Annotated in this window: 8 protein-coding genes; 5 read left to right on the top strand and 3 right to left on the bottom strand. The window is 38.6% G+C overall.

The window, feature by feature from the left end:
• The first annotated feature begins 2 nt into the window (after positions 1–2).
• Together M9949_00775 and M9949_00770 are read left to right on the top strand one after the other, a co-directional pair.
• Positions 3–707: a TrkA family potassium uptake protein gene (locus M9949_00775; protein MCO5249938.1), complete on the top strand. Its 705-nt coding sequence runs from the start codon at positions 3–5 to the stop codon at positions 705–707.
• Positions 707–2,542, top strand: coding sequence for a glycoside hydrolase (locus M9949_00770; protein MCO5249937.1), 1,836 nt, complete (start codon positions 707–709; stop codon positions 2,540–2,542). The genes M9949_00775 and M9949_00770 overlap by 1 nt, the downstream gene beginning before the upstream one ends.
• Here the strand turns inward: M9949_00770 and M9949_00765 are convergent.
• The 3 genes from M9949_00765 to dnaA all read right to left on the bottom strand — a co-directional run bounded on the left by M9949_00765 (position 2,523) and on the right by dnaA (position 9,054).
• Entirely contained in the window at positions 2,523–5,363 is a 2,841-nt protein-coding gene (locus M9949_00765; protein ID MCO5249936.1) for a S8 family peptidase, read from the bottom strand. The genes M9949_00770 and M9949_00765 overlap by 20 nt on opposite strands.
• Before the next feature lie 63 nt (positions 5,364–5,426).
• Positions 5,427–7,424 (bottom strand): heterodisulfide reductase-related iron-sulfur binding cluster, encoded by a 1,998-nt coding sequence (locus tag M9949_00760; GenBank protein ID MCO5249935.1) that lies wholly within the window; start codon positions 7,422–7,424, stop codon positions 5,427–5,429.
• A 139-nt stretch (positions 7,425–7,563) separates the two neighbouring features.
• Positions 7,564–9,054: a chromosomal replication initiator protein DnaA gene (gene dnaA / locus M9949_00755; GenBank protein ID MCO5249934.1), complete on the bottom strand. Its 1,491-nt coding sequence runs from the start codon at positions 9,052–9,054 to the stop codon at positions 7,564–7,566.
• Between the two features lie 586 nt (positions 9,055–9,640).
• On the opposite strand from dnaA, the gene M9949_00750 reads away from it, so the two are divergent.
• Genes M9949_00750 through M9949_00740 form a run of 3 tightly spaced genes read left to right on the top strand, consistent with a single transcriptional unit; the run spans position 9,641 to position 14,038 of the window.
• Complete coding sequence (locus tag M9949_00750) at positions 9,641–12,019, top strand: YCF48-related protein (GenBank protein MCO5249933.1); 2,379 nt, start codon at positions 9,641–9,643, stop codon at positions 12,017–12,019.
• A gap of 34 nt (positions 12,020–12,053) precedes the next feature.
• A complete protein-coding gene (locus tag M9949_00745; protein MCO5249932.1) occupies positions 12,054–13,178 on the top strand; it encodes a glycosyltransferase in 1,125 nt (374 codons plus the stop codon).
• Entirely contained in the window at positions 13,175–14,038 is an 864-nt protein-coding gene (locus tag M9949_00740; GenBank protein MCO5249931.1) for an EamA family transporter, read from the top strand. Before M9949_00745 ends, M9949_00740 begins: the two co-directional genes overlap by 4 nt.
• Positions 14,039–14,095 lie beyond the last annotated feature (57 nt).

The raw sequence follows: 14,095 nt of genomic DNA, 5'->3' as shown, positions 1-14,095 counted from the left end.
ATATGGCTAATAATAGTAGATTTTGTATAATAGGTTTAGGTTATTTCGGATTGAATTTGGCTCTTAATTTAGCTGAAGACGGTGCCGAAGTGCTTGCCATTGATATCCGAGAAGAGCGAGTAGATTTGTTGCAAGACAAAGTAAGTCTCGCTGTGACAATGGATTCGACAGACATAAAGGCTGTCAAAAGTCTCGGTATTAGAGATATGGATGCAGTAATTGTCGCCATCGGCGAAGGTTTCGAGGCTTCAATCAATACTACTGCAATTTTGCAGGAATTAGGCTGCCAAAAAATCATTGTACGCGCCATTTCGCCTGTTCACGAGAGATTGTTGAGATTGATGAATATCCAAGATTTGCTCGTGCCGGAAGCCGAAGCTGCCGGACATTTAGCAAGCAGACTAATGATGCCGGGTTTGCTCGAATCATATGAAATCAATCGTGATTATAGCATTTTTGAAATCAAAGTGCCAAAACGATTTGTTGCCCAAACTTTGTTGAGCATTAATTTGCGTACTATTTATAACATTAACCTTGTTACCGTGAAAAGAATCGTCAAGTCTCGAGGACTGCTGACCAAAGGCGAAAAGGAAGTTGTAGATGTAATTGGCGTGCCGTCGCCGACTTATCTATTTCATCCCGAAGATATTTTAGTGCTATTCGGGAAAGAAGCTGATTTTATGAAAATTTTGGAATTAGACCAATAATGATGAGAGTGCTTCCGATTTTTTTGATTATATACTTTTGTTCTATTTCAATTTCGACCGCTTATCAAATTGGTTTGAATGTCGAATCGGAACCCGTCAACCTTTTTGAACTGAATTCAAAAGCCGATGAATTCGCTCCGAGATGGAATCAATGGGAAAAGAGGATATATTTCAATAGCACAATCACCGGAAGTTCCCAATTTTATACTTCAGAATTCACGAACATGTATTCACCGCCCGCTTTAGTCAAAGGACCACTCAATCAATCCGGTGATAACCGCTCTTACATTACATTTGCTAATTCCGGGGAAGCCTTTTTGGCTAAATTCACAAATTTTGGGCGAAGACCATACTTGAATTTGCACCGCAGTGTTTATGTCAAAAATGGTTGGTCTGCTCCGGAGCATATTCAATCTCTGAAATTCGAATCCTTCGTGTCGCATCCGACTATTTCTCCTGATGGCAATATGCTCGTGTTTGTGACCGATTTATATAATAATAACAATGATACAGATTTGTGGATGTGCTGGAGAAAAGAGGACAACACTTGGACTGAACCTATTCCGATTGACGAGTTGAACTCTCACGGCAGCGAAATCACGCCATTTTTGATGTCTTCGGATACGCTTTTATTTGCTTCCAATGGCTATGAAGGTCCCGGCGGATATGATATTTTCTACTCAGTTTTTATAAATGATAAGTGGGAGAGACCTCGCCCCATCGCCGGTGTCAATACTGAATTTGATGAATCTGACCCGTGCGTGTTACCGGAAAGAAATTTTCTTTTCGCCTCAAACCGTCCCGGCGGAGTTGGCGGGCTTGATTTATATTCAGCCAAACTTTCACAAGTTGACCCTATGTACTCCGAGTTCGACGAAGTGAAACTGAATCTGCAATTCCAGGTGTCGAATATCAACATCGAACGACAAACTATCAACTATACTTACCCGATGTTAAATAGCATTCCCAAAATTGTGATTGATAAGCTAATTCAAGACACGTTGACTAAAGGCAACATTTACGTTCAATTTTTATTACATATATCCGAATTATTGCAAAAAAATCCCGATATGCAGTTGATTACCGAATCAAACGAGCATGGGCGACGTCTTTCGGATTTGTTTTTGACTTGGAATGTAAGTGAAAATCAAATTCAAATGAGCGGCAATGATGGCAGGAGCAATGAACTTACGCTGAGTATCTTAAATTGCGAGGAATGTAATGTAATTCAAGCAAAGAAGCTGAATTACAATCTGAAGCCGGAAATGCTCGATGTTGCAATGTCTGTGGTTAATGCGCCGGAAAATTTCAAGATATTATTTATCGCAGAGTTCAAGAATAAATCTGAGCTTATAAAATTGGAAGCAGATACGCTGCCACAGAGGTTCTTTCTCCCTTTGGCAAAATATGCATATGACATTTACAGTTCGGACAACGTCGAATTTATTCTGAAAATCAAGCAAAATGATGATATTTTGAATTCAATATATAAAAATTTGTACGTGACGCTCGCCGAAACAAACGAAGATTTGAACTACATTTTTAATAATAGTTTGTATCTTTTGTTCCCAATTCCGTTTTTTGAAGGCAAATTGTCGAGCTCAACCGAGAATTTAAACAAATTGTTCGATTCCTTTGGCTCGAATTTCAGCAATAAGAGCAAATGTGTAATTTTTTATACTGAAGAAATTTATGCAAGCGTTGCTCGCAATTTAGCTGCACAAGTTAAGTCGCGTTTTTCATCTCGCCAAGTTTCAATTCAAAAAATCAAGTCAGAAGATTTGCCTTCGGGCATTGACTCGCAAAATGCAATTTTTATCGGTTTTGCGAACTAACCATGAACTTTTTGTACTCAATGCTCCCGTCAGTATAGCTAAACGCTACGAAATACATTCCGGCGGCTAATTGAGATGTATTGATTGAAGCAATTTGATTGTTAGTGCTAATTAGCTCAATTCCCAAAATATCAAATACTTTTATTGACCGCAGAAGTTTGCCTTCGGGAATTGTGTAATTGAGCAATCCGTATGCAGGATTTGGATATAAATTGGCGCTCATAATTTCACTTTCATCTTCAACGCTTGTCGTAATAGCCAAGCAATCAGCTAATTTTTTGTCAAGGCTATCCAAATCTCCACCACCAATGCAGAACCAACAAATTCTTTCCTCGCCGGGCAAAATACTGCCGTCAAATCGCATTGCTATTACCATGCTTATATCAAAAGTCGTATCTGTTTGCAGACTGGTATTGCTGTTTAGGGCGCTGATTCGTTTCAGTTCGTCAAAATTGCGTGTAAATCCGTAATGCAAACCTGCTGCTTGAGCAGTAACGTTATTTCCTTGTGCTGCCACACCTGCCGCCATGACAACATAATTTTCATCTTCAGTATTCCAGGCTAATTGTGCTGCCGCATTTGACTCAGGCATATGGCTTGGTACTGCTTCGGGGAATAATCTGGTTCTATTTTTCTCGGCGTTGACTCCAATATCCCAATCAAGCCAATATCCTACGGACAAGTCAAGAAGAGGAACCGAATTTATATTTTTGATTTTGACTCCAATTCGAGCGAAATTGCTGTTTTGGTGGGGGAATGTCACATCTTGAGTGATTTCTACCCCAATTTGTCTCATACCTGCGAATGAATCATCAATAATTGAGATATACTTGTCAGGGTTGATGAATCCTTTGATTGATTTGAAATCATACAATGACGCAGAACCGTAATTATAAACCGCACGATTTGATGATTCGGAAACCATTATTGAAGAGTTTCTGTATAATTGATTGCCGGTTCCCTTTATTTTGAAACCACTGCCCTGCGGTGTGCTGCCCGTTGTTTCGAATCCGAATTCGCCAATATCGCTCAAGGAAAATTCAATTTTATTGTTCTCGAAAGTGCTTATAGTTTTATACGGTGTGAACGTAAATTTGAAGAAATCGGGCTCTTCATTGTCCGCATAAACTTCAAGTCTGAATATAACTTCACCTGAGTAATTTGCAAAAATCATAAATGCGAAATCGCCAATCCCGAAATCGCTCTGTGCATCTACATTTTCGATTGTAATGACGCTATCGGTCACAAATACTGCATTGGCAGGGTCGTATGCTTCTTTTAGGACAAATCTTACATTGGTGGCATTTCCAAGATAATTTCGAAAATCCACAGAGACTTTGACAATGTCCTCACTTTCAAATCTGTCAGTTTCGTCACCGAAAATATCTTTGAAAATATAGTTTACCGGGACGATACCGTGAATGTCGCTTGGTTTGCGACTGAACATCTTCGCCATATTCAGTCTTCCTGGTGTAATTAAATAGTCAGTGTGGAATGAATTGACAATCGGGTCATTGCAGCGACGCACCAAATGAATTGATTGCAATGCTGTCAATTCAGGATAGTGCGACCGTGCTAATGCAACGGCACCGGATACAACCGGAGTTGAGAATGATGAGCCACCACCGGAGCCTCCGTAGCCGTTATTTTGAGTTGTATAGAGATTCCCCGGTGCGAGAATATGGGCTTGTATCCCGAGAACTGTGCCAATATCTGGGAGGTCATTTATAGTTGATTCACCTACACCGAGTACACCGAAATATGCCCCTGGATAAAATGTACTAAATTTTGTACCTCCTCCAGAACCGATATTTCCGGCAGATGACACTATTGCAACGTCTCTGGCAACTGCGAAATCAATTATTGATTGGTCAATATCCGAGAATGGTTTGGGAGAACCCCAACTCAAATTCAAGACTTTACAACCGCGTATAGCTGCATAAATTATCGAAGGATAAGCATGAGTCAAACGATTATTTTCAATAATTTTGATTGGAATGAGAGTTGAGTTAAACCCAACTCCTGCAATTCCGATGTTATTATCGGTTGTGGCTGAAGATATTCCGGCTACTTCTTGACCGTGCGAATTTGAGAAATTTGCTGTATAATCCCTTGCTGTGCCGTCTGTTTCCCAAGCAAAATTGTATCCGGCATAATCGTCAATATAGCCATTACCATCGTTGTCAATACCGTCTCCGGGTATCTCGCCTCCATTTTTTGAGATAGAACCACTGATATCCTCGTGCTCTTGATTGACGCCGCTGTCACTAACTCCAATGATGACATTTGGGTTGCCTTTCTCGATTTCCCAAGCGTCGAATGCCTTTACCAATTCTAAGGCTGTAACTTGATTGTTTACATGTGCATCATTCGGCATATAAAGCATAAATTCGGGCAAATAATATGGCTCTGATATTTCGATAAAGCTGTTTTCTTTTCGGAAATCATGTGCGAATGAGTTTGGCTCAAATTTATCATTGAATTCGATTATATATGTTCGGAGGAGTTTGTTCTCCGCTTTGATTATTTCAGAATAATTATTTTGCGACGGGAATTGGAACAAATTTGACGTCTTATGAGTCAGACTGATGCTATCAGGCAACATTTGCGATATTTTGCTAATGGAAGTGTTTCTCTTGGCAAAATTTTCCATGTCAATCGCTGTTATTCCCTGCTTTACGCGAACGACGAGCATATTGTTCATGATTTTTATGCCATTGAGTTCGACTACATTATCGTTTAACTTGTCATTGCTAAATATATTTGAGCTTGTCAGCAAAATTATCAAAGCACAAATCGCAAATCTAACACTAATCAACATTTCATTTTCCTGAATATTTTCTTTTATATCATAAAGACACATCAAAAGCAAAAAAGTCACAAACTATTTTAGGGATTCCAAAATAATTTCCGAAACATCTTTGACTTTTACATCTTCGGCATCTTTGGCTTTCACACCATCACTAATCATAGTCATGCAGAATGGACAATTCACGGCGATTGTCTTAGCGCCTGTTTCGAGTAATTCTTCGGTGCGCTCAATATTGACCCTTTTGCCCTCAGTTTCTTCCAAGAACATTTGTCCACCGCCGGCGCCGCAACAAAGCCCTTTGTCCTTATTTCGTGCCGTTTCTTTGATATTCAATCCGGGCACAGAAAGCAATGAATTTCGCGGTTCGTCATATACATCGTTATAGCGACCCATGTAGCATGAATCATGGTAAGTGAGCGATTCGATATCCGAAGCACTATCTTTCAGTGATAATTTGCCGTCACGTATCAAATCCATAATAAATTGTGTGTGATGAATCACTTCGTACTTTGCACCAAATGATGGATACTCATTTTTGAATGTATTGAAACAATGCGGGCAAGTTGCCACAATCTTTTTGAAATTATATTGATTTAAAGTTTCAATATTTGCTTTGACCATCATATCGGCTAAGTACTCGTTGCCTGTACGTCGGGCGACATCGCCGTTGCATTGCTCTTCAGTACCAAGTATTGCGAAGTTAACTCCCGCTTTTTGCATCAATTCCGAGAATGCAACTGTTACTTTTTTGGCTCTATCGTCAAAGCTACCGGCACATCCAACCCAAAATAATATATCAAATTCTTGCTTTTCGGCGGCAGTATCAATGTTTTTGCCTTCAGCCCAATCAGCTCGTTCAGCTTGCGAGAAAGCCCAAGGCGAGCCATTGTTTTCCATGTTGCCGAATGTTGTTTGGAGTAAATCCGGAAATTCTGCATCCATCATCACAAGTGAGCGTCGCATTTCCACAATCGCCGGAACGTGCTCAATATTTACCGGACATTCTTGCATACAAGCGCCACAAGTGGTGCATTGCCACAATGCTTCAATATTTTGATATTCACCGATGAATTTTTTATCCAATTTTGCTTGTTCGGCTTCGGTAATTTGGCTTTGGTCGTCTTTTGCAAGAATCGGCATCTTATCCATCGTACGTTCGCGTATTTGAATTACTACTTCGCGTGGGTCTAAAACCTTGCCGGTGATATTTGCAGGGCATACGCTTGTGCATCTGCCGCAATGAGTACACGTGTAGCCATCAAGCAGAGTTTTCCATTTGAAATCTTCTACATCGCTAACGCCAAATTTTTCAATACTCTCATCTTCAAAATCAATCGTGTCGAGTTTGTTCGTGGGACCCAAATTTGAAAAGTAAACATTGGGTACCGAGGTCAATACATGCAAATGCTTTGAAAACGGCAAATAGTTCATGAATGCCAATATCAATATAATATGCACCCAAAAAGCTATTTCGTGAATCACATATGCAGAGCTTCCAAATATTGGAGCTAACATTGCTGCAAAGGGTCTGAAAGCCCAAGATGCATCACCATTCATCGCAATCAATGTAGCATTTTCGATAAATAAAAATGTAACAATTAGGAAAATCGTGAGCAAAATCATTGCTGCTTCGACTTTTTCCGCTTCCACTTGCAATCGTTTGACCTTTGAAATATATCTACGATACAGAGCGAAAATGACGGCAATTATGATTGCAACGCAGAAAATATCTGTCAAAAGGGTGATTAATGAATAAACCGGACCCAAATAATTGAATATTTGGTTTATACCAAATCCCGTAAAGATTGAGTTTAGTGCCGAGAAAAGCAGTATCAGGAATCCCCAAAAAATACCCGCATGGATTGGGCCCGCTTTCTTGTCGCGTAAGATTTTTGTCTGGGCAAAAGCTACTATAAGAGTTTGCGTGATACGCTCGGCAATGTTGCCAAAGCGATTATCAGGCTTTGCAAGTTTGAGGTAGCTGATTAAGGTAAGGACATTTTTAGTAAAATAGACAAATGCTGCGATTAAAATCACAATAAAGATTATATTTTTTAATCCAAAATCCATATATTATTCCGTTTGTATTGTAAATTTCGAAAAATTGCAAAAAACAATTAAGCAAATTAATCATGATTGACCAAACGGCAAAAAAAAATCCCGATTGAAATTGCATTTTACAATTTCAATCGGGATTTTATAAAATATATTAGGATTCTCTTTTGAGTTGCTTCATGAAGGTCTCGATAGAATTTTTTACTTTCTTGTCGGTGACAAGGTAGTTATCTATTGTTTGGCACGAATGTAACACTGTGGAATGGTCACGGTTGCCAAAATGAGAGCCGATTGTCTTAAGCGAACTTGTGGTGAATTTTTTAGCCAAATACATGCAAGATTGTCTTGCTAATGCTATTTCGTGTTTGCGAGATTTTGATTCGATATCTTTTATGTTCAACTTATAGTATTCAGAGACTAAATTTTTGATTTCATCAATCGTTACAGGCTGATTGTCTTTAGTTTTCGAACCATAGACGACTTCTTTTGCAAGTTCCAAAGTCATTGGTTTGCGGTCGAGCGTAACTTTGGCAATCAATCCGATTAAAGCACCTTCCAATTCTCTGACGCTCGTTTTGACATTTCTGGCGATGTATTCAATCACGTCCGAAGGTAGTTCAATGCCTTCGTCCAAGCTTTTTCTGAGCAAAATCGCCATTCTAAGCTCAAAATCAGGTGATTGGACATCAGCATTCAATCCCCATTGGAAGCGGGATATTAGCCTATCATCAACATCAGCAAGCTCGCGTGGTGCTTTGTCGGAAGTCAAGATAATCTGTTTCCCTGCTTGATAAAGCACATTGAATGTATGGAAAAAGTTGTTCTGAGTGGCTTCTTTACCTGCAAAGAACTGAATATCGTCAACCATCAAAACATCTATAGAACGGTAGAAATTAACAAAATCACTTACTTTATTGTCCTTGATTGAATTCACAAACTCATTTGTAAACATATCACTCGTGGTGTAATAAACCTTGAGTCGCGGGTTGTTTTCGGCAATGTGGTTGCCAATTGCTTGAATAAGATGAGTCTTGCCCAAACCCGGACCACCGTAAATCACAAGAGGGTTAAACCGTGTTTTGCCCGGATTTTCGGCGACAGCTTTTGCAGCTGAACATGCCAATTGGTTGCTCTCACCGGAAATGAAATTGTCGAAACTATATCGTGAATTTAGATTGGTCGGGAAATTATCATTATTGATTGAGATTGGCTCAAAAGGAATGTGGTTTTGATTTTCGCTAGCTTTTTTCTTCAAACCCGGCATCTTAATGTATGCTCTTTCGTGGCTCAAAGTATCATCAAACACAATCTTATATTGTAGTGATGCACCATCACCAATGATTTTTTTGATTGTGGCACGCATCAAATCGTAGTAATGCTCCTCAATCCATTCGTAGTAGAATTGGCTTGGAACAGATAGAGTCAGTTCCTTATCTGAATATTCCAGAGCCTGAATGGGCTGGAACCAGATTTTATATACCTGGGCACTTACGTTGTCTTTGATGAAAGCAAGACATTTTGACCAAATATCAATTGACTTGCTGTTTTTTAAATTAGAGTTGTTTTTAGATGCAATTTTTATATCGGCTCCGATGTCTCCGTTTGGAGTTGCATCTTCTTTGAATTTAGTCGCATTTTTGCTCACTATAACTACCCTTTATGCTTTGGTCATGAAAAAAAATTATAAAGAACAGTACATGTATTTCGTTTTAACAAATACTAAACATAATTTTTTAAAATTATCGAATATCCAAAAGCACTCAAATTTAGATATTCATTGACTCGAGTAAATAATCATTTCTCAAAATTCAAATTCACTACATTGTAAAAATGAAGTTTTTTGAACAAACATACAAGAACTTTATTTTTAAAATTGAAACTTTTTTATTTGGAAAATTCAAGTATGAACTCTTTCAATGATTTACAAAATTCATGATTCTTTCATAATTTTTTCATTTTTTGGATTGTAGAATTCATAGGTGATTCGGGAGATAAGTGTTAATTTTTGATTAAGAATGCTTTTGTAATACTACTAAATCATTGATAAATATAGATTTTGGAATGACATCGAATTTCATGTGACACTATACGACGTAGCAGGCAGGGCTAAACAATGAAAAACCGCTCATAAATCCGTCAAATAACAACATTATCAAGCATATAAACAAATCTGTAACTTTTTCGTTATTGATTACATATACTATACAAGATAGTTTAATTAAACAAAAAAAATGAAAAAGATACTTACTCCAATAATATTTGTCTTTCTGCTTATACTTGCTTTTAGCGAGAGCCAAGCTGCATGGAGGCAAAATTTTAATATGCCGAGTGATTTCATCAACAAAACTTATCTTGATGTTTTCTTTCTACCGTCCAATCCTCAATACGGATGGATTTGCGGGTTTGAAAGTCGAATTTTGCGAACCACAAATGGTGGGAAATCGTGGCAGGGCATGAGAGTAGATAGCGTAATAAGCCAAAATATTCAATTGGAAAGTATTCATTTCGTAAATGAAATTATCGGCTATGCATCCGGTCCTGACCTTTCCTTTCCGGGAAATAATGTTTCATACTTGTTGAAATCATTAGATGGCGGAGTTACGTGGAAATCTGTAACTCCACCCGGTGCAACCAATCTTTGGGGAACTTATTTTGTTGACGAAAATATTGGCTTTGTTGTTGGCGGAGGGTGCCTTGACTCACAGATGTTTTGGAAAACGACAGATGGCGGAGCAGATTGGAAATATGTCAGATATTTTGAACCACTATCAAAGATGTCAGATATAATAGTATATCCTGATGGTACAGGTTTCGGAGCCGGAAGTGGCGCATTGTGGTTTACTACTGATATGGGAGAATCGTGGGCTATACTATCACGCACCGGAGATATTGATTGGCACGAAGAAATTACACATAGAGGGCTAACCCACTTCCTCCCGTATTCCAAAGGCTGCGACGGCGACAATAGTATTGGGTATGGTGGCGTTGCTTATACTACTGATGGTGGTGATACCTGGAATCGATATTCTACACAAGAACCTATGTACGGAACTTTTCTTCATGACGAAAAGAGAGGGTGGGGTGCAGGTTTCAACAGGGCAGTGATTTATACCGAAGATGGAGGTGAAAATTGGGTCTATGATAATTGCGGGATTCCTGCGGGAGCCAATCTTGACGACATTTGGTTTATTGATGATACTACCGGATGGGTTGTCGGTGATGGCGTTTACGAGTATTTTGTACCTATTTACCCAAAACCATTTATTACAGCGCTGACCGATACTGTTATTTGCAAAGGACAAGCAGTTATACTTACCTTAGACGAAGAATACGAGCGTATTCAATGGTCAACAGGTGAATTTGGCAAAACAATTTATGCTACAGAGGAGGGCGAATACTACGCTACAATTTTTGTTGACTCAATTTGTTACGTTGGCGTCACAAATACTATCAGAGTCTCTCATTTCCCCAGAACTGACTTTGCACTTTCTGTTGCAGGAAACAAAATCCCCTGTGAAGGAGATTCTGTCGAAATCTCGATTTCAGGCATTTTAAATAGTCATCGTTGGGATGACGGTACTAGTACGCCGACATTCACAGTAACCGGCTCGGGTACTTATTATGTAACTGTAGTTGATACCAATAATTGTGTATATTCAGATTCTATTCAAATTCAATTCAATCCTCTTCCCGAACCAACAATCGAATTGAGCAGAACTCGAAATATCTGCATTGGCGATACGATAACACTTTATGCAAGTGACGGGCATGTAGATTATTACTGGTACAAGGATGACGATACTGAACATTTCTCTCGCGAGAAATCGGTCATTGTATCCGAAAGTGGCTTGTATTATGTTGTAGCGACCAATGAATTTGGTTGTCCCGGAATTTCCAACAAAATTGATGTCTTTTTCAGAGATGAAACTGATGCCTTGGAGTTTTCATTCGCTTTGGCAAATGAATTCGAGATTGACACCACTCATTACCAAAAAGTTCGATGCGGAGTTTTGGAAATTACAAATCTCTTAGATGAGAGTGTCGTGCTCAATGATTTATATTTCTTTCGCAATATTGCATTTTCGTCGCCATTGACACAATTCCCAATCATAATCGGTGCAAATTCGACTGAACAAGTCAAGGTTTGCTTCTCGCCATTAGTACTTGGATTTGATAGAGACACAATTTTGATTGTTGATAATTGCTCAGACCGTATTATTAAATTAGTATCATATGGTACAATGTCTAATGCTTCGAGCAATTCGAGATGTGATGTTCCGCTATATTTCACACCTTTGGAGCTCGGCGGCAAATATCTTTACATTAGCGATGCTTACCCAAATCCTGCATCAAGTATGGTGTCGCTTGATTATCAATACGAAGAGGATTCAAATTCCAAATCTATGATTCAAGCATCAGTCACAGATATTTACGGAAATGATTTGGCAAGCGGAAATATTGACGTAGAATTTGAAGTCACCGACGAAGAAGGATATTTTTCTTTAGGTAAAATCAAATTCGATACATCGCATTTGAACACGGGTTTTTACTTCATCAAAGTCATCACAAATTATCATATCGAATTACGAAAAGTCATGATAAGCAAATAATCCTTATTTTTGCCTCATTAGAGAGAGCAATGAATTGATAAAGAAGATTTGTTTTATAGGATTATTCGATGCCAAAACCGACGGGCGTTCGCTAAATATGGCTCAAGCGCTTGCTCGATTAGGACACGAAGTCACAATTGTTAATACAGGTGATACCACCACGAGTAAAATTATTCGCGATAGTGGGTATTCTTGTATTAATATAGCTGTTGATTTACGTCGCAAATTGCGCTACATCTGGCTTGACTACCAACGTGAAGTAATAAGCAAACTCAAACGATACAAATTTGATGTCATTCTTGCTTGCGATGTATATTCGCTTGGTGCAGCATCCAAACTTACTAAGGTGATGAAATCTATGCTTGTGTATGATTCGCGCGAGATTTATTCCGCTTTGGGTAGTTTGCGAGGAAAGGATTTGCAGCAATATTTCATCACTCTTAATGAAAGTATGAATCTCAAACGAGTGAGCAAAATCATTGTCTCGGGAAACTTAGACTCAGAATATCTCAAAAAAAGTCTGACTTCAAAAGTTCCTTACTACACTGTTATGAATTTGCCTTATTCTCGCCCCAAAATTGAAAGCAATATAATACGCGAAAAATTCAATTTAAGCAAGGACACAAAAGTTGTCCTATATCAGGGAATGCTGATGAAGGGACGCGGTTTGTTAAACGCAATCCAAGCAGTTGCTCAAATTGAAAATACAGTGCTATGCATTATGGGAGTCGGGAGTTATCGACACGAAATCCAAAAATTTATCGAAAAAAATAATTTCCAAGATAAAGCTTTCATTGCCGACCCTGTCCCTTATGGCGAATTACACCTTTGGACGTGCTCGGCAGATACCGGAATACTGCTGTTCGAGCCTGTAAGCAAATCATATCAGTTAGCTCTGCCGAATAAACTTTTCGAGTATTGCATGGCAGGAATTCCTTCTGTAGCAACTGATTTGCCCGCAATCAGACAAGTCACCGATACAGACAAAATTTCGCTCTTAGTTGGCAAAGAATTAATCATATCCGAAATAGCAACCGCTATCAAACAAACGTTCGACACCGATTTCCGCAATGAATTCAATTCCAATTATTCAAAATATTCATCAAAGTACTGTTACGAAACTCAATATGACACAATTAATGAAATTTTCGATATATGATACATTTTTTGATTTTACTCCAACAAGTAATCGCATCTTCAACCCATATAGTTGCTAAAGGGCTTACTTTTGGTGTTACTCCGGCAGTAGTTTTGTTTTATAGAGCGGCTATTTCTTGTCTTGTTTATATTGTTTGGATGTCATTCAAGCGCAAAGAGATTAGAAAAATTGACCGCAAAGACATAAAATATATTATCATGCTCGGTGTGTTAAACATACCGCTAAATCAGTTCCTGTTTCTGAATGCTATTAGCATGACTACGGCACCCAATGTATCACTTGCATATGCTCTTACTCCGGCTTTTGTGTTTGTGATTGCAGTCATTTTCCTTGGTGAGCGAATGAATATGCTGAAAACCACTGGAATAGTCCTTGCCATTACAGGAGCAGTGATTTTGCTGTCTGAGAAGGGTTTCAATTTCACTTCTGACGGTTTCAAAGGAGATTTGCTTGCATTATCGGCAAGTTTTGCATGGGCATTATACACGATTTTAGGAAAAAAAATCACAAGGAAATATGGTGCGATATATGCTACTACTCTTTCGATGGTAACCGGTTTCATTTTTTATATACCGATTTTCTTTCTTTTACCCGGAAATAATGATTTAACCGCCGAACTGACTCAGATGAACTTGCTTGGTTTTGTTTACTTGGGAGCTGTTACATCGGGAATCGGATATGCAATTTGGTATTATGCCCTGACAAAAATCGATGCCTCGAAACTCGCTGTGTTTAATAATTTACAGCCCGTTTTGACAGCTGCTTTGGCATTTTTTATTTTCGATACACCGATTACTCTATATTTCATAGGTGGTGCGGTTACTGTGATTACGGGAGTCGTTTTGACTCAAAAGGGATAATGTACTATTAATTAATAATAATGGATGTAAATTTGCGTCTTAAACATTTTTTTGGTG

It is taken from the genome of Candidatus Kapaibacterium sp. (genome assembly GCA_023957315.1).
In the GTDB taxonomy this organism is placed as follows: Bacteria; Bacteroidota; Ignavibacteria; order Kapaibacteriales; family UBA2268; genus PGYU01.
Note: the sequence above shows the minus strand (reverse complement) of the source record. Positions and strands in the feature narration are given on the sequence as shown.